This is a genomic window from Rugamonas violacea (assembly GCF_016461825.1).
In the GTDB taxonomy this organism is placed as follows: Bacteria; Pseudomonadota; Gammaproteobacteria; order Burkholderiales; family Burkholderiaceae_D; genus Rugamonas.
Genome location: NZ_JAEMNU010000123.1, coordinates 161531 through 178309, shown reverse-complemented (window position 1 = coordinate 178309; position 16779 = coordinate 161531). Strand labels below are relative to the sequence as shown.

Sequence of the window (16779 nt, the reverse complement as noted above, 5' to 3'; positions counted from 1 at the left end):
GGCGGGGCGGATATTGGTGTCGTGAAGTTTTGGGGCTGGCGGCTACAAACCACCCAAAGGCGGAGAGCCGGGGTCGGACCCGCCGGGTCCGACCCCAGATGTCGCCTGTGGGTTTCATCAATCAGCGCTCGGAGACGGCCACGCGGCGCTTGCGGTTGGCGTTTTTCTGCTCGTGTTCGAGGAACTCCCACAAGCGTTCGACGATGGCCTTGCCGCGCCGCTGCGGCGACGGGCGCTCGCGGTAGAGGCGGATGTCCATCTCGATCTCCCAGTCCGGCACACCGCCGTCGGCGCGCGCCAGTTGTTTTTGTTTCAGCTCGCGGGTCACCGCCGACTCGGGCAGGAAGGCGATGCCGCGTCCTTCCAGCGCCATCATCTTCAAACCCTCGGCCATGTCGGTTTCGTATTGCGGGTCGAGGTGCAGCTGCTGTTTGGTGTCGGCCAAAATCAGGTCGACCATGCGGCCCAGGTAGGCGTTATTCGTGTACGACAAAAACGGCAGCGGGTCCTTGGCGCTGCCCGGCAGGGTGAACTCGGGCACCTTGTTCTTGTCGCAGCGGGCGTAGGCGCGCAGCGACTCGCGGCCCATCACCAGCATGTCGTAGCGGCCCGGGTCGAGCTGCACCGGCTGGCGCGGGTGGTGGTAGCACAGCAGCAGGTCGCAACCGCCTTCGACCAGTTGCAGCACGGCGTCGTGCACGTTGAGCGCCATCAGGCGGCTGCTGATGGGGGCGAAGTCGTGCTCCAGCGCGGTGAGCCATTTCGGCACGAAGGTCAGCGACAGCGTGTGCGGCACCGCCAGGTCGATGCTGGTCTGCGCCGCCGCGCGCTTGGAGCGCAGCATGTCGCGCGCGCCGTTGATCTGCGCCAGCATCTCCAGCGCCTGTTCGTAGAACACCACGCCGGCCGGGGTCAGGCGGGTCGGGTAGGAGGTGCGGTCGATCAGGTCGGTGCCGAGCCAGTTCTCCAGCGACTGGATGCGGCGCGAAAAGGCCGGCTGCGTGACGTGGCGCAGCGCCGCCGAGCGGCTAAAGTTGTTGGTCTCGACCAGCGAGATGAAGTCTTCCAGCCATTTCGTTTCCATCGCTTGCAGTGTCCCGAGTGTGTGTGCGGCCTAGATTTTACAGGTAGGAGTTGGCCGCGCCACGCGCGCAGCCTTGCAGATGGCGCGCCAGCAGCGCCGCCAGCTCGGCGTCGGCGTCGACGGCCGGGTCGGACGAGGGCTCCAGCGTCGCCACCACGGCGCAGTCGAAGGCGGCCGCGCCGTCGCGCCGCCAGTCGGCTTGCAGGGCGGCGTAGCGGTGCTGGCCAAAACCGAGTTGAAAGCGATGGCGGTTCAACAGGCCTGCCGGATTGCGGCTGGCCTCGATCAAGGCCCTGCCGCTGGCGATGTGGCGGATGACCACGATGCCGGCTGGTGGCGGGCTGAGTTTGTAGGCGGTTTTCAGTTCCGCCTTGCGCGCATTAGCTTGCTTCATGTTGGCTCCGTGCTGTTAGTGTAAGCGATGCGGCGCATCGGCGTGGCGATTGCCGCCGTCAAGGCGAACAGCAGCAACAGGGCGCCGCCGCCGGCGAACAACTGGGTCAGGCTGATCGACTGCAGCAGCCAGCCGGTGGCCGCCGCCGACAAGGGCGCCAGTCCCATGAAGATGAACATGAAGATGCTCATGGCGCGGCCCATCATCTCTCGCGGCACGCGGCGCTGGATCCAGCTGAACACGGCGATCTGCATGAAGCCGGACAGCACGCCGATCAGCAGCAACAGCAAGGCGCCTTGCCAAGTGGCTTGGATGGCGCCGAGCGGTATCAGCAGGGCGCCGGCGAGCGCGTCGACCAGCAGGATGGTGGCGCCGAAACTGGCCAGGCGCAGGCGCGCGCCGCCCACCGCCGCGATGGCCATGCCGATCAACATGCCGCTGCCGTTGGCGCCCATCAGCAGGCCGAAGGCGCTGGCGCCGTGCAGTTCTTGGTCGGCCAGCACCGGCAGCGCCACTTGCAGCGAGCCGCCGATGAACAAGGCCACCACGCCCCAGTAGGTGAAGCAGGTGCGCAGCGCGTGGTCGCGCCAGACCATCAACAGGCCGGCGCCGACGGCGCGCAGCACCGCCGGCTGGTTTGCCGCCGGCGCCGCTGGCGGCATGCGCACCTGCGACAGGGTCCAGGCCGACAGCAGGAAGCTGAGGCAGTCGATGCCGAAGGCCAGCGCGATGCCGTGGGCGTTGGCGATCATGCCGTTGCTGTTGGTGCCGTTGCTTCCGGTGCCGCCGTCGCCGCCCAGCGCGATCAGGGCGGCGGCCAGCAGCGGGCCGGCCAGCATGGAGATCTGGCGCAGTCCCATCATGATGCCGTTGGCCATATCCAGATGTTCGGGGGCGATGGCACGCGGCAGGATGGAGGTGCCGGCCGGGATGCTGAAGGCTTGCGCCAGACCGATCGCCAGGGCCAGCGCATACAGCACCGACAGCGTCATCTGCGGGCCGACCAGCAGCGTGAACGACAGCGTGTCGCTGAGCGCGATGGTGTGCGGCGTTTGCGGGGTGAGCACCAGCGCCGTCAGCAAGGCGAGCAGCACGGCGTTGGCGTACTTGCTGAGCATGAGCACGCGCTTGGGCGAGTGGCGGTCGACCAGGGCGCCGCCGATGAGGATGAAGATCGCGCGCGGCACGCTCATCATCGCCACCACCAGGCCCAGCGCCAGCGGGTCGCCGGTCAGCTTGAGCACCAGCCAGGGCAGGGCGATCAGGGTTAGTTGGTCGCCGAGCAGGGAGACGACGCTGCCGCGCATCAGCCAGCGGAAGTTGGGGTTGCGCGTCAGGGCGGCGCGCTGGGCTTTGGTGTCCGTCATGGCGGTCCCTTACGTGGTGGTGAAGTGCACGCCGGCCACCTGGCCGAGCGCGGCGCCGAGCGCGTCCAACTGGTTGGCCGGACAGTTGCGCAGCAGTTCGGCGCAGGTCTGCTGCGCCGTCAGCAGCGCGTTGTTGAGCATGGTCTGGCCGGTCGGCGTGATGGCGGCGAAGCCGACGCGGGCGTCGCGCGGGTCGGTCTCGCGGCTGATCAGCCCGATCTTCTCCAGCGGCAGCAGGGTGCGCGTGACGCCGGAAGCGGTCAGGCCCTGGCGTTCGGCCAGGTCGACGCGGCGCAGCCGGCCGCCGGGCGCGCGGTTCAGGTAGAGCAGCAGCATGAAGTCGCTGAAGCTGATGCCGTGGTGGCCGCCCAGCGTGGCGTCGAGCCGGCGCAGCATGACGGCTTGGGCGCGCGCCAGGCGCAGGGTGAAGTCGAGCGCCGCGCCGATGGCGGGCAGGTCGGTGTTGGTGTTGTGGTCGCTCATGGTGGGTTCCTTCTAGCGGTGTGACGATGACATTACTTGAGTTTTATTTGAGTAATGCTTGAGTGCTCAAGTATATCGCAACTAAAGATCCGCGCAAGCGGTTTTTTGCCAGGCACGGAATGGCTGGGTGGGGCCGGCGGCAAAAGGCGGCTAGGGCCGGCGGCAAAAAGCCGGCTAGACCCAGCGGCAAAAGCCAGGGTCAGACCCGCTGGGTCTGACCCTAGGTTCTGCCTTTGGGGGCAAGCGAGTCGCCAGCAAACGTGCGTGTTGATGGCGGCTCGCCATGGCCTCATTCCTCGTCGCGCTCGCGGTGGTCGGCGTCGCCGAGCTTCCAGTAGCCGGCGCTGGTGAGGAAGGCGCGCGGCAAACCGCGCTCGATCAGCAGGTGCTGGCGCACTGCGCGCACCATCGCCGACTCGCCGGCCAGCCAGACGCGCACGCTGTCGGCGTCGATCCGGCTGGCGCGCACGGCCGCCAGCAGCTGGCCGCTGGTGCCGGCCGGCGCGGCACCGGAATACAGCCAGGTGCCGCGGTGCCGGGCCGCGCCGTGCAGCTCCTGCCGTTCGCGCGGACCGGCCACTTCCAGCAGCACGTCGGCGCTGGCCTGCGGCGGCAGCGCCTGCACGATGCTGGCGATGGCGGGTAGGGCGGTGGCGTCGCCGATCAACAGGTGGTTGCCGGCATGCGGGTCGATGACGTAGCCGGCGCGCGGCCCGGCCAGGCTCAGCACATCGCCGAGGCGGGCGTTGAGCACCCAGTGGCCGGCCGGACCTTCGTCGCCATGCATCACGAAGTCGAGGTCGAGCTGGCCGGCGGCCTGGTCGAAGGCGCGCACGGTGTAGGCGCGGCCGATTGGGCGAACGCCGTCCGGCGCGGGAAAGAAGGTCTTCATCCACTGGCCGGGCAGCTCAATGCGCAGCGCGCGCAAGGCGTGGCTGGCAACGGAGATGCGGCGCATGGCGGGACTCAGGTCGCGGATCTGCACCACCTCGGCCAGATAGGTGGTGCGGGGCGGTTTTGTGGTGTTCATGGTTTGGCTCCGGTGGTGACGGGGACGCTGACGGTGACGGGGGCGGGCGCCTTGGCCGGCGCGCGGGCGAGCCAGACGATGAGCAAGGCGACGGCGAAGGCGAGGGCGGACAGGACGAAGAAATCGTTCAGCGACAGCATGCGGGCCTGGATCTCGCGCTGGCGCGAGACCACGGCCCAGGCCTGCTCGGGCGAGAAGCCGGCGCCGGTCAAGCGGCCGACCACGGCGACGCTCTGCTGGCCCCAGCCGCTGAGCGTGTCGGCCAGATGGCTTTGGTGGAAGCGCGCGCGGTGCTCCCAGAAGGTGCCGGCCAGCGACGCCACCAGACTGCCGGACATCATGCGGATCGCCGTTTGCAGGCCGGAGGCGGCGGCGATCTTCTCCGGCGCCAGGCCGGCCAGCGACAGGCTGACCAGCGGCGTGAGGAAGAAACCGATGCCGATGCCCTGCGCCAGGCAGCTGAGGGCGATGATGTCGGCGCCGACCGCCGTGGTCATCGTCGAGCGCCACAGCGCCACGGCGATCCAGGCGAGGAAGGCGACGCTGGCGAAGCGGCGCGCGTCGGTCTTGCGCACCCACTGGCCGAGGAAGGGCGCCAGCGCGATGCCGAACAGACCCATCGGCGAGGTGACCAGGCCGGCCCAGGTGGAGCTGTAGCCCATGTCGGTCTGCAGCCATAGCGGCGTGAGCACCAGCGCGGCGAAGTAGAAGCCGAAGCCCAGCGCGACGGCGGCCGTGCCGACGGCGAAATTGCGCTGCTTGAACAGGCGCAGGTCGATGATCGGGTGGGGCGTGCGCAGCTCCCACGCGATCAGCGCGACGAAGCCGAGCAGCGCCACCGCCGCCGAAGCGCAGATGACGTTGGAGGCGAACCAGTCCAGCGTGCGGCCTCGGTCCAGCGTCAACTGCAGGCTGCCGATGGCCAGCGCGAGTAGCGTCAATCCGGGCAGGTCGATGGGCAGCTTGAGCGTCGGCGTGTCGCGGCCGCGCAGCAGCGTGGAGGTGCTCAGCACGACGAACAGGCCGACCGGCGCGTTGACCAAAAAAATCCACGGCCAAGTAAACGTGTCGGTGAGCCAGCCGCCCAGCAGCGGCCCGGCCACCGGTCCGGCCATGTTGGTCATGGCCCACATGGCGACGGCCAGCGCCTGCTTCTCCTTGGGGAAGACGGCGACCAGCAGCGCTTGGCTGAGCGGCACGATGGGGCCGGCCACGGCGCCTTGCAGGATGCGGCAGGCGAGCAGCGATTCGAACGAGGTGGCCAACCCGCACAGCACCGAGGCGATGGTGAAGGCGGTGATCGCGGCGAGGAACAGGCGCACCTGGCCGAAGCGGCGCGACAGCCAGCCGGTGAGCGGGATGCAGATCGCGTTGGCGATGGCGAAGGAGGTGATGATCCATTCGCCCTCGTCAGAGCTGATGCCCAGGTTGCCGGCGATGGTGGGCACGGAGACGTTGGCGATGGTGATGTCGACCACCGCCATGAACGAGGCCAGGCCGAGCGACAGCGTGGCCAGCGTGCGGGTGCCGCCTTCGAGCGGCAGGATGGGCTGCTTGGCTGGCGCCGTGGCGGCACTGGCCGGCTTCGTTGCGCCAGGCCCGCCGCCAGTCGCGGTGCTATTCGTCGCGCTCATTATTGTGCTCCGCCGCCGGCGCCGGCCGCGCCGCGAGTGCCGTTGCGGACTGTGGCTGCGGCCGCAGCGATGCTGCTGGAGTTGGCGACGCTGCCGTCGATCAGCTGGCGCACGTGGACGTCGGCGGCCGCGCTTTGTGCCGCGTACAACGCGCTGGCATCGTCCACCTTGGCGGCGCGCGCGGTGGCGCCAACGGCGGGGCAGTTGCTGGTGTCGATGCTGACGCGGGTCGACATGCCGATGCGCAGTGGATGGCTGAGCAGTTCGGCGCGCTCCAGGCGGATGCGCACCGGCACCCGCTGCACCACCTTGATCCAGTTGCCGGTGGCGTTCTGCGCCGGCAGCAGGGCGAAGGCGGCGCCAGTGCCGGCCTCGATGTCCTCGACGTGGCCGTGGTAGACCACCGATTTGCCGTAGACGTCGGCGGTGACGGTGGCCGCCTGCTGCGGGCAGACGCCCTTTAACTGCACCTCCTTGAAGTTGGCATCGACCCACAGGCGGTCGAGCGGCACGATGGACATCAACCGTTCGCCCGGCTGCACGCGGCGGCCCAGCTGCACGCTGCGCTGCGCCACCATACCGGCCACCGGCGCCTGCACGCTGCCGCGCAGCAGGGCCAGCTGGGCCGCGCGCACGCGCTGCGCCGCCGCGTCGACGGCCGGATGGGCGCTGACGCTGGCGCCGCTGATCTGGGTCAGCGCCTGTGCCGCCATCTGCCGGGCCGCTTGCAGCGCGGCCTTGGCGCTGCGCACGGCGTCGGCGGCGTGGCGCACTTCCTCGGCGGTGACGGCGCCGGAGGCGGCGATGGTCTTGCGCGTGGCGAGGTCGGCCTGGGCGCGGTCCAGCTCGGCCTGGCGCGCTTCGATGTCGGCGCGGTAGCGCTGCGCGCCGGCGTTGAAGCCGCGCACGCTGCGCAGCGCTTGTGCCAGTTGGGCTTCGGCCGCCGCCAGTTCGATGCGGGCGTCGGCCGGGTCGATCTCGACCAGCGGCGCGCCGGCGGCGACACGGTCGCTATTGTCGGCCAGGACGCGGCTGACCATGCCGTGCACCTGCGCGGTCAGTTGCACCACCTGGCCGCCGACATAGGCGTCGTCGGTGCTGCGGATTGGGTCGTCGGAGAATATCCACCAGGCGCCGACGGCGAGTACCGCGACACAAGCGGTGGCGCCAAGCCCTGTGACGATGTGGCGTGGCCGCTTGGTGGCGGGGATGTTTGGATTGTTTTCGGTGTTGTTCATGGTGTTAGCGATGTGAGGTGGGGATGGACGGGACGACGGCGGCAACGGCGGCAACGGCGGCGGCTGTGGTGGCAATGGCGGTGGCGGGGCGCCAAGTGCCGCCGAGGGCGCGGATCAGGTCGAGCTGGGCCAGTGCGGTGCGCGTCGCCGCTTCCAGTGCGCGGCGCTCGGCGCCGAGCAGCGCCAGTTGGGCGGCATTGACGTCGAGCGCGCCGGCCATGCCGCCGTGTGCGCGTTGCTGTTGCAGGGTGGCGGCCTGGCGCCAGTCCTGCGTGGTTTGCCGTGTCAGCTCATCGCGCAGGCGTGCGCCGCGTAGTGCGACGACGCCGTCGGCCACCTGCTGTAGTGCCGTCATGACGGTCTGGTGATAGCTGGCGACGGCGGCATCGTAGTCGGCGCTGCGTTGCTTGAGCTGGCCGCGTCGCGCGCCGCCGTCGAACAGTGGCAGGCTCAATGCCGGGCCGACACCGGCGGCCACGCTGCCGGGGCGCATCAGCTGTCCAAGGTCGAAGGCGCGCAGGCCGGCGAAGGCCGCGATGTCGATGTCGGGATAGAAGGCGGCGCGGGCCACGACAATGTCCTGCTGCGCCGCCTCGACGATGGCGCGCTGGAACTGCACGTCCTGGCGCCGCGCCAGCAGCGAGGCGGGCAGGGTGGAGGGCGGCAGCGGATCGGCCAGTTGCAGCAGGGCCGGCGCCGTCAGCGTGTCGCCGAAGGCCGGACTTTGGCCCAGCAGCGCGGCAATCTGGTGGCGCCGGCGCGGTAGTTCGGTGTCGATGGCGACCAGCTCGCTGCGGGTTTGCGTCAGCGCGTCGCGTGCCGCCACCACGTCAAGCTCGGTGGCCAGGCCGGCGCGTACGCGGCTCGCCAGCAAGGCGATGGTTTGCCGGCGCCGGTTCAGCGCCGCCTCGGCCAGGGCGCGCAGCTTGTGGCTGTTGTCGAGATGAAGGTAGGCCCCGACGATGGCGGTTTGTAGCAGCAAGCTGGCGTCGGACGCCTGGGCCAGCGCCGCTTGCTGGCGCGCCTGTGCCGACGCGGTTGCCGCCTTGCGCTTGCCCCAAAAGTCGAAGCGGTAGCGCGCGTCGGCCAATAGCGCGCCCTCGCTGCCGCTCTTGCCGGCGTACCGGGACGAATAGCTGTAGTGGTCGGGGAAGTGTTCCAGCGCCGCGCTGGCGTTGGCATTGATCTGCACCGCGTCGGCGGCGCCGATGGTATCCACGGCGGCCTGGGCGCGGCGGATGCGCGCCTCGGCCAGGGCGATGTCGGGCGCCTGTTCGGCCAGCGCGCCGAGCAGGCGCTCCAGCTGCGGATCGCCATAGCTGCGCCACCAGTCGGCGGCGGCGAGGGCGGCAGGGGCGGGATGGCCGGCCGCTGTAGTGTTGGCCTGAGTGGTGATGCTCTGGCCGGCCTGGATGGTGTCGAGTTGGAGCGGCGTGGCCTGCGGATGGATGTCTTTGCCGGTCTGGCAGCCGGCCACCGCCAACAAACAGCAGCCGGCCAGCAGGCCGGCGGGGAGACGGGATCGTCTGTGTTGCAACATGGCGCTTCCTTATCAAGATGGAAGTCGCCAGCTTAGGTGGCTCGATGATGTTTGAAAATGATCGTCGTGGTAACAATGACTTTCATCTGGTGAAACTGACTTCCGTGTTAAGGTGGGCCGAAATTTGACTCGGCGGCTTCCTCAAGGGGCCGCATCCCGACCATGCAAACACTGGATTTGAACCTGTTGATCGCCCTCGACGCGCTGCTCACCGAGGGCAGCGTGACCGGCGCCGCCGAACGCATGAACCAGAGCGTGCCGACCATGAGCCGCACGCTGGCGCGCATCCGTCTGGTGGTGGGCGATCCGATCTTCGTGCGCGCCGGCCGGGTGATGGCGCCGACCGCGCGCGCCGAACAGCTGCGCGACGGCACCCGCACGCTGGTGGCGCAGGCGCAGGCGCTGTTGCAGCAGGGCGGAGAGTTTGATTTTCATACGCTGGAGCGCAGCTTCACCATCCGCGCCGACGACGGTTTTGTCAGTAGCTTCGGCCCGGTGCTGTTGCGCGCCTTGATGAAGGCCGCGCCGCGCGTGCAGATCCGTTTCCGCTCGCAGGGTTTGCAGGACGTGGAGGCGCTGCGCGCCGGGTTGATCGATCTGGACATCGGCGTCATCAACGACATCGGCCCGGAGATCGTCCGGCAGACCTTGTTCAAGGACCGCTTCATCGCCGCGTTCCGCCTTGGCCACGCGCTGGAGCAGGCGCCGGAGATGACGCCGCAGCTGTTCGCCGACTGCGGCCATGTCACGGTGTCGCGCCGTGGCCGCACCAGCGGGCCGCTCGACGAGGCACTGGCGGAGCTGGGTCTGAGCCGGCGCGTGGCGGCGGTGGCGCCGACCTTTGCCGAGGCGCTGGCCATCGCGCGCGAGACCGATCTGGTGGCCACCGTGGCCGAGCGCCTGACGCAGACCGCGCGCCACGGCATGCGCAGCCGTGATCTACCCGTGGAGACGCCATTGGTCACCATCTCGCAGGCCTGGCATCCGCGCTACAACGCCGACCCCGGCCACCGCGCCTTGCGCGCGCTGCTCAAGCAGTCCTGCGAGCAGGCCTATTGAGGCGCGCCACGGTGAACTGAATATGAGCAGTCGAGAAGACTGTCCCACCCAGTTCGTTGACGAGGCCGGGGTTCGGGTCGATTTCTTTCGGGAAGCAGAATACGTGACAGCGAGCGTTGGCGGCGTTACTGCATCCTGCCGGCATGGCGAACTCGCCCTGATCGGATCAGCCGGTTCCTGTCGGTTCGGTCGCGGTTCCGGTATCATTCGGCATGAATAAGATTTCTTTCCAACCGTTTGTCATTGGTGTCGCTGGCGGAAGCGGCAGTGGCAAGTCCACGGTGTCCCAGCAAGTGCTAGCGTCGTTTGGCGCTGATATGGTCTCGGTGGTGATGCAGGACGACTACTACTGCGACCAATCCCATCTCACCCCTGAAGTCCGCCGCAAGCAGAATTACGATCATCCGCAGGCTTTCGACTGGCCATTGCTGGTGCGGCACGTCCAGGCCTTGCGCAATGGCGAGGCGATCGAGATGCCCGAATACGACTTCACGCTCGACAACCGCTCCAACCGGACCATTGCGGTCAAGCCGGCCCCGGTTATCGTGATCGAAGGCTTGTTTGCCTTGTATGACGCGGACCTGCGCAAAATGATGTCGCTGAAGATCTTTGTCGACACCGCCTCCGACGTTCGCTTCATCCGCCGTATGCAAAGAGATATTACCGAGCGCGGCCGTTCGGTGGAAAGCGTCGTCGGCCAGTATCTGGAAACAGTACGCCCGATGCACCAGCAATTCATCGAGCCGACCAAGCGCAACGCCGATGTCATTATTCCGCATGGCGCAAATGGCCCGGCCGTCGATGTGATCACCACCAAGATTGCGAGCGTTATCGGCCAGTTGAAGCGGCCCTGACTTCATCGCCTGGAACTCCCCCGGCATCGGCCGCGGTTGCGCCAAGCGCCCATGCCCGGACCAGGTTCGCGGCAGTCACCAAACAACAAATCCAAGCGCAATAAAAAAAGCCACTTCCGAATTCGGAAGTGGCTTTTTTGCTGGCCAGGTACTACTGGATGCTAGTCGCCGTGGCGATTAACGATCGCCGTAGCTGCTGCGACGGGCGCCGCCGTCGGCTGGACGGGCGCTGCTGCCCTTGTAGCCGCCGGTGCTGCCGCCGTCTTTGCGCGGTGCGCCCGGCTTGCTGAAGGTGCGCTGGCCTGGCTTGGCCGCAGGGCTGCGGTTGTCGCCTGGTTTCCAGCCGCCCGGACGCGAGGTCGAGCGGGTGGCCGAGGCGGTCTTCTTAGGCTCGAAGCCCTCGACGACGTTGACCGGGATCAGCTGTTTGGTGAAGCGCTCGATGCGCTTGACGTTCATGCCTTCGGCGTGGTTCACCAGCGAGATCGCCAGACCGTTGCGGCCAGCGCGGCCGGTACGGCCGATGCGGTGGACGTAGTCTTCCGGGAACTTCGGCAGGTCGTAGTTGAACACGTGGGTGATGGTTGGAACGTCGATACCGCGGGCGGCAACGTCGGTGGCAACCAGTACCTTCACCTGGCCGCGGCGCATGCCGTCCAGGGTGCGGTTGCGCGCGCCCTGGTGCATGTCGCCGTGCAGCGCGGCGGCCGAGAAACCGGCGATGTTCAGACGGTCGGCGATGGTGTCGGCGTCACGCTTGGTGGCGGTGAAGACCACGGCCTGGTCCAGCGTTTCGTCGCGCAGCAGATGGTCCAGCAGGCGATTCTTGTGCGACAGGTCGTCGACGAAGTGGACGCGCTGCGAGATGTTCTCGTGCTTGTTGGCGGCGCTGACCACTTGGATCACTTGCGGGTTCTTGGTGATGCGACGGGCCATGTTGCCGACCACGCCATCCAGGGTCGCCGAGAACAGCATGGTCTGGCGGTTGTCCGGGGTCGCAGCGACGATTTTTTCGATGTCGTCGATGAAGCCCATGTCGAGCATGCGGTCGGCTTCGTCGAGCACCAGGATTTCCAGTTGCGAGAAATCGATCTTGCCCGACTCCATATGGTCGATCAGACGGCCGGGGGTCGCCACCAGAATCTCAGGATTCTTGGCCAGCAGTTGCATCTGTTTAGGGTAAGGCATGCCGCCCAGGATCGAGACGGCCTTCAGGCGACGCAGGTTGACGGCGTACTTGTCGGTGTTCGAGGTGACTTGCAGGGCCAGTTCGCGGGTCGGGGTCAACACCAGCATTTTTGGCTGGGCGGCTTTGAAACGTGGACGCTCGCCGCGCGCACGGGCGGCTTGCATTTCTTGGTTCGCGGTTTTGCCGGCGGCGCTTTGTTCGCCTTCCAGCGACAAGCGGTGCAACGACGGCAGCATGAACGCGGCGGTCTTGCCGGAGCCGGTTTGCGAGGATACCAACAAGTCCTTGCCTTCGATGGCGGCAGGAATCGCTTGCTCTTGAACCGGGGTAGGCGCGGTGTAGCCGGCGTCGGTCAGGGCTTTGATAATGGACGTGTTGAGACCTAATGCTTCAAATGTCATTCTTTTCTTTCGTAAAAATCAGCGTTCGTGCAAAAGCAGAACGCAAAATAGCAACGCCAACCAAAACGAAATGACTCAATCAAAATCGAAAGAAATTTCGGCACAAAAGCTTTGCGCCGGGACGGTGTCAGGTGCGACACACAAGGCGGGAGGGCTTTAGAAGCGTCATCCGAGGGATGCGCTAGGGCTTGCGAAGCTGCTAATTATTATGGGTGGCTGCAAGTGTTGCAGCGCACAAACGACACTATACCGTATTTCTACTGTTTTTGCACGCATTAATGAGTTTGCGCATATGAGCGCGCCCTATGAAACAGCAAGTTGTATCTATTTGTAAGTTTGCGACCCCGTGTCGTCGTGTCGTCCGTTTCACACCCCATGCCGGGATGTTCCGGGAACACGGAGGGGACTATGTTGCAGCAAATGTTGAGACGAGTGATGGGGGCCGTGCTGGCGCTGTGCTGCGCGGTTGGCGGCGGCGCTGTCGCCGCCGCGCCGAACGGCGTGCCGCCGCTCATGGCGACGCTGGGCGGCGAGCGGGCGTTGCGGCTGCAAAGCCTGGACATCGACGGCAGTGTCAGCGGCGGCATGGCGCTGACCAGGGTGCGTATGGTGTTCTTCAATCCGAACCAGCGCGCGTTGGAGGGGCGGCTGCAGTTCCCGCTGCTGCCGGGCCAGCAGATCACCGCCTTCGCGCTCGACGTCGAGGGGCAGTTGCGGCCGGCCGTGCCGGTGGAGAAGGCCAAGGGGCGGCAGATCGTCGAGCAGCTGGAGCGGCGCCGCGTCGATCCGGCGCTGCTGGAGCAAACCCAGGGCAACAACTTCCAGCTGCGCGTGTATCCGATCGCCGCGCAGGGCACCCGCACGGTCGAATTGACGTATGCCGAGCCGCTGGAACGCGAGGGCGCCAACTGGGCCTATCGCCTGCCGCTGGCGTATGGCGAGGTGGCGCGCGGCTTGAATTTGCGGCTGCAGTTGAACGGCGTCGACGCCGCGCCGCAGGCCAGCGGCACCTTGGCCGAGCTGGCCTTCACGCGCCGCGCCGGCGGTTACGAGGCGCAGATCGTCAAGGAGCACGTCAGCCTGGACGGCACGCTCAAGCTGCTGCTGCCGGCCAGCGCCGAGCCGCGCAGTTTCGTCCAGCAGTTCGACGGCGCCACCTACTTCATGGCCGAGGTGCCGCTGCCGGCGGCGGCGTCGCGCGCCGCGCGCGTGCTGCCGAAGGTGGTCGGCCTGCTGTGGGACAGCTCCGGCTCCGGCGCCAACCGCGCGCATGCCGCCGAACTGGTCGAGCTGGAGCCTTACTTCAAGGCGCTTGGCAATGGCGAGGTGCGGCTGACCCGTCTGCGCGATCGCGCCGAGGCGGGCGTCAGCTACAAGGTCGTCAACGGCAACTGGGACGCGCTGCGCAAGGCGTTGCAGGACACCGTGTACGACGGCGCCAGCGCACTGGCCGACTGGCGCGCGCAGGCCGACGTTGGCGAATACCTCTTGGTCAGCGACGGGCTGCTGAACTACGGCGGCCAGCGCTTTCCCGAGCTGAAGGCGGGGCAGCGTTTGTATGCGCTCAACTCCGCGCTGAGCGCCGACAGCGGGCGTTTGGCCGCATTGGCCGAACGCACCGGCGGGCGCCTGGTGCAGATCCGTGCCGACCTGCCCGGCGCCGCGGCGCAAGCCTTGCTGAGCGAGGGCGTGCAACTGCGGGCGATCCGTGCCAGCGGTGCCGCTGAGGTGTTGAGCGCGCCGGTCGACGCGGTGGACGGCCAGCCGGCTCTGCTGCGCCTGGCCGGCAAGCTGACCAGTCCGACGGCGCAGCTGCAACTGACGCTACTACAGCAGGGGCGGCCGGTCGAGCTGAGCGTCGATCTGTCCGCCGCCGCGCCACAGCATGCGCTGGCGGCGCAGCTGTGGGCCGGCTACAAGCTGCACCAGCTGGAGGCCGACTACGAGCTGCACCGCGCGGCGATCCGCCGCCTGGGCACGCAGTTCGGCATGCCGACGCGCGAGACCTCGCTGCTGGTGCTCGACACGCTGGACGATTACGTGCGCTACGACGTCACGCCGCCGGCGCAGTATCTGGCCGCGTTCGAATCGCTCAAGGGTCTGCGGCGCGGCGATCTGGCGCAGCGCCGCGGCAAGCAGTTGGACCGGGTGGTGCGCGCCTTCGAGCAGAAGGCCGCCTGGTGGGACAAGTCCTATTCGAAGGATTTTCTCTACCGCCTGCCAGCGAAAGGCGGCGTGGTTGACGAGCAGGCCGAGGACAGGCCGCCTCCGCCGGTCCGTCCGTCGCCGGTCCGTCCGCTGCCGGCACCGGCACCGACGCTGGTGCCGTCGTGGGAGCGCGAGAAGGTCTTGGTGAGCGGCAGCCGCAGCACGCCAGCCAATGCGGCATATGGCGCTCCGGCTCCGGCCCCGGCTCCGCCGGAGGCGGTGGTGGCGACGGCGACCAACTTCCTGCGCCGCACAGAGTCGGAACCGGCCAAGCCGGGCGCCACCGAGATCGGCGTGTCGCTGCAAAAATGGCGCGCCGACGCGCCCTACATCGCCCGCCTGCAAGCGGCCAGCAGCGACCGCCTGTACGCCATCTACCTCGACGAGCGGCCTTCCTACACCAACAGCAGCGCCTTCTTCCTCGACGTGGCCGACCTGCTGTTCGAGCGCGGCCAGCGCGAGCTGGCGCTGCGTGTGCTGTCCAATCTGGCCGAGATGGACCTGGAGAACCGTCACGTCTTGCGCATCCTCGGCTATCGCCTGATGCAGGCCGGCGCGGCGGAGTTGGCGATCGGCGTGTTCGAGAAGGTGCGCGAACTGGCCGAGGAGGAGCCGCAGTCCTTCCGCGACCTGGGCCTGGCCCACGCCGCCGCCGGCCACGCCCAGCAGGCCGTCGACCAGCTGTACGAGGTGGTGCTGCGGCCGTGGGACCAGCGCTTCGCCGAGATCGAGCTGATCGCGCTGGCCGAGATGAACGCCATCATCGCCAACGCGCCGCGCAAGGCGGCGCTCGACACCAGCCGCATCGATCCGCGCCTGTTGAAGAACATGCCCTTGGACCTGCGCGCGGTGCTGAGCTGGGACGCCGACAACAGCGACATGGACCTGTGGGTGACCGACCCGAACGGCGAGCGCTGTTTCTACGGCAACCGCTTCAGCTACCAGGGCGGTCGCATGTCGCTCGACTTCACCGGTGGCTACGGACCGGAGGAGTTTTCGCTGCGCCACGCCAAGCCGGGCAAGTACAGAATCGAAGCGAATTTCTTCGGCAGCCGGCAGCAGCTGGTGGCCGCCGCCACCACCTTGCAGCTGCGCCTGAGCAGCGGCTTTGGTAGCGCCGCCGTGCAGGACAAGCTGATCACCTTGCGCCTGAAGGGGCGCGGCGAGACCGTGTTGGTGGGCGAATTCGAGGTCAAGCCGAAGTAGGCGGGGACGGTGCGGCGCGGGCGCGGAGTGACGATATCGGCACAATCGCTACCACGCCGCCCGTGGCATAATCGGCAACCATGACATCGAACCAACCACCATTCCACGGCGACGCGCCGTTGCAGCGGGTCGCCCGCGCCGAATATGCGCTGCGCATGAACCGGGTGCTCGACTACATCGACACCCATCTCGACACGCCGCTGGAGCTGAGCCAGCTGGCCGACGTCGCCAACTTCTCGCGCTTCCATTTCCACCGCATCTTCGCCGGCTGGATGGGCGAGACGCTGGGCGACTACGCGCGCCGGCGCCGCCTGGAGGTGGCGGCGCAGCGGCTCTCCTGCGGCAGCGGCGCATCGGTGCTGGCGACGGCGCTGGCCTGCGGCTTCGGTTCCGGCGAAGCCTTCGCGCGTGCTTTCAAACTCAAGTTCGGCTGCACGCCGACGGCCTGGCGCGCCGGCACGCCCGAGCGCCAAACGATGCAGTTGGCAGCGCTGCGCGCGCGGCAGAGCAATCTGGATCAGGCCGACAGCAAGCACGATCAGGCGGGCCAGGGCGCGCCCGGCGACTATGGAGTCTCTTCCCAACCCCATAGAAAGAACGACATGCAAGTACGTGTAATCGATTTGCCGCAAGTGCGGATTGCCTTCCACCGCCACATCGGTCCCTACGGCGCGCCGGCGAGCGAATTTTGGCGCGACAAGATGGCGCCTTGGATCCAATCGAACGGTTTGGAAGGGCGCTTGTGCTTCGGCGTCGGCCACGACGATCCCAGCGTCACGAGTGCGGACAAGTGCCGCTACGACGCCTGCGTCGCCGTGCCGGATGATTTTCGCGGCAATGGCATGGTCAGCGTCGGCACCCTGCCGGGCGGGCGCTACGCGGTGGCGCAATTCAAGGGCCGCCCGGCCAGCATTGGCGAGGCGTGGATGACGCTGATGCGCGAGTGGTTGCCGTCGAGTGGACTGCAGTGCGACGAGCGGCCTTGCTTTGAGCAGTTCGCGCCGGCCAGCGCGCTCGATCCGCTGACCGGTGAGTTCAGCTGCGAGCTGTGCATTCCGGTGCGCGCGCTCTAAACTTTAGCCAGCTTGAGTC

The 16779-nt window shown here is 67.7% G+C and carries 13 protein-coding genes; 4 read left to right on the top strand and 9 right to left on the bottom strand.

Annotated elements, in window-relative coordinates:
- Positions 1-121: 121 nt before the first annotated feature.
- The 8 genes from H7U20_RS23030 to H7U20_RS22995 all read right to left on the bottom strand — a co-directional run bounded on the left by H7U20_RS23030 (position 122) and on the right by H7U20_RS22995 (position 8770).
- The gene (locus tag H7U20_RS23030; protein ID WP_199761464.1) at positions 122-1084 is read right to left on the bottom strand and encodes a LysR substrate-binding domain-containing protein; all 963 of its coding nucleotides are present in this window, start codon (positions 1082-1084) and stop codon (positions 122-124) included.
- 37 nt (positions 1085-1121) lie between these two features.
- Positions 1122-1478, bottom strand: a complete 357-nt coding sequence (locus H7U20_RS23025) for a GIY-YIG nuclease family protein (RefSeq protein ID WP_199761463.1) — start codon at positions 1476-1478, stop codon at positions 1122-1124.
- Entirely contained in the window at positions 1475-2845 is a 1371-nt protein-coding gene (locus tag H7U20_RS23020; protein WP_199761462.1) for an MFS transporter, read from the bottom strand. The genes H7U20_RS23025 and H7U20_RS23020 overlap by 4 nt, the downstream gene beginning before the upstream one ends.
- 9 nt (positions 2846-2854) lie before the next feature.
- Positions 2855-3328: a MarR family winged helix-turn-helix transcriptional regulator gene (locus tag H7U20_RS23015; protein ID WP_199761461.1), complete on the bottom strand. Its 474-nt coding sequence runs from the start codon at positions 3326-3328 to the stop codon at positions 2855-2857.
- Between the two features lie 289 nt (positions 3329-3617).
- On the bottom strand, positions 3618-4358 hold the full coding sequence (locus H7U20_RS23010) for a siderophore-interacting protein (protein WP_199761460.1): 741 nt from the start codon (positions 4356-4358) through the stop codon (positions 3618-3620).
- Positions 4355-5992 (bottom strand): DHA2 family efflux MFS transporter permease subunit, encoded by a 1638-nt coding sequence (locus H7U20_RS23005; protein WP_199761459.1) that lies wholly within the window; start codon positions 5990-5992, stop codon positions 4355-4357. Before H7U20_RS23005 ends, H7U20_RS23010 begins: the two co-directional genes overlap by 4 nt.
- A complete protein-coding gene (locus H7U20_RS23000) occupies positions 5992-7230 on the bottom strand; it encodes an HlyD family efflux transporter periplasmic adaptor subunit (RefSeq protein ID WP_199761458.1) in 1239 nt (412 codons plus the stop codon). Before H7U20_RS23000 ends, H7U20_RS23005 begins: the two co-directional genes overlap by 1 nt.
- 4 nt (positions 7231-7234) lie before the next feature.
- Entirely contained in the window at positions 7235-8770 is a 1536-nt protein-coding gene (locus H7U20_RS22995; protein ID WP_199761457.1) for an efflux transporter outer membrane subunit, read from the bottom strand.
- 162 nt (positions 8771-8932) lie between these two features.
- Here H7U20_RS22995 and H7U20_RS22990 point away from each other — a divergent pair, with 162 nt between their 5' ends.
- The gene (locus H7U20_RS22990) at positions 8933-9829 is read left to right on the top strand and encodes a LysR family transcriptional regulator (RefSeq protein ID WP_199761456.1); all 897 of its coding nucleotides are present in this window, start codon (positions 8933-8935) and stop codon (positions 9827-9829) included.
- Between the two features lie 212 nt (positions 9830-10041).
- A complete protein-coding gene (udk, locus tag H7U20_RS22985; protein ID WP_199761455.1) occupies positions 10042-10683 on the top strand; it encodes a uridine kinase in 642 nt (213 codons plus the stop codon).
- A gap of 177 nt (positions 10684-10860) precedes the next feature.
- On the opposite strand, the gene H7U20_RS22980 is transcribed toward udk, so the two are convergent.
- Positions 10861-12273: a DEAD/DEAH box helicase gene (locus H7U20_RS22980; protein WP_199761454.1), complete on the bottom strand. Its 1413-nt coding sequence runs from the start codon at positions 12271-12273 to the stop codon at positions 10861-10863.
- Between the two features lie 408 nt (positions 12274-12681).
- Here H7U20_RS22980 and H7U20_RS22975 point away from each other — a divergent pair, with 408 nt between their 5' ends.
- On the top strand, positions 12682-15687 hold the full coding sequence (locus H7U20_RS22975) for a VIT domain-containing protein (RefSeq protein ID WP_233411001.1): 3006 nt from the start codon (positions 12682-12684) through the stop codon (positions 15685-15687).
- An 80-nt stretch (positions 15688-15767) separates the two neighbouring features.
- Complete coding sequence (locus H7U20_RS22970) at positions 15768-16760, top strand: AraC family transcriptional regulator (protein WP_199761453.1); 993 nt, start codon at positions 15768-15770, stop codon at positions 16758-16760.
- Positions 16761-16779: the final 19 nt, after the last annotated feature.

Excerpts from the sequence above, each read along its gene's own strand:
- H7U20_RS23000 (WP_199761458.1), bottom strand. The coding sequence starts at position 7,230 with ATGAACAACACCGAAAACAATCCAAACATCCCCGCCACCAAGCGGCCA.
- H7U20_RS23010 (WP_199761460.1), bottom strand. The coding sequence starts at position 4,358 with ATGAACACCACAAAACCGCCCCGCACCACCTATCTGGCCGAGGTGGTG.
- H7U20_RS22995 (WP_199761457.1), bottom strand. The coding sequence starts at position 8,770 with ATGTTGCAACACAGACGATCCCGTCTCCCCGCCGGCCTGCTGGCCGGC.
- H7U20_RS23030 (WP_199761464.1), bottom strand. The coding sequence starts at position 1,084 with ATGGAAACGAAATGGCTGGAAGACTTCATCTCGCTGGTCGAGACCAAC.
- H7U20_RS22980 (WP_199761454.1), bottom strand. The coding sequence starts at position 12,273 with ATGACATTTGAAGCATTAGGTCTCAACACGTCCATTATCAAAGCCCTG.
- H7U20_RS22970 (WP_199761453.1), top strand. The coding sequence starts at position 15,768 with ATGACATCGAACCAACCACCATTCCACGGCGACGCGCCGTTGCAGCGG.
- H7U20_RS23020 (WP_199761462.1), bottom strand. The coding sequence starts at position 2,845 with ATGACGGACACCAAAGCCCAGCGCGCCGCCCTGACGCGCAACCCCAAC.
- H7U20_RS22975 (WP_233411001.1), top strand. The coding sequence starts at position 12,682 with ATGTTGCAGCAAATGTTGAGACGAGTGATGGGGGCCGTGCTGGCGCTG.
- H7U20_RS22990 (WP_199761456.1), top strand. The coding sequence starts at position 8,933 with ATGCAAACACTGGATTTGAACCTGTTGATCGCCCTCGACGCGCTGCTC.
- H7U20_RS23025 (WP_199761463.1), bottom strand. The coding sequence starts at position 1,478 with ATGAAGCAAGCTAATGCGCGCAAGGCGGAACTGAAAACCGCCTACAAA.
- H7U20_RS23005 (WP_199761459.1), bottom strand. The coding sequence starts at position 5,992 with ATGAGCGCGACGAATAGCACCGCGACTGGCGGCGGGCCTGGCGCAACG.
- udk (WP_199761455.1), top strand. The coding sequence starts at position 10,042 with ATGAATAAGATTTCTTTCCAACCGTTTGTCATTGGTGTCGCTGGCGGA.
- H7U20_RS23015 (WP_199761461.1), bottom strand. The coding sequence starts at position 3,328 with ATGAGCGACCACAACACCAACACCGACCTGCCCGCCATCGGCGCGGCG.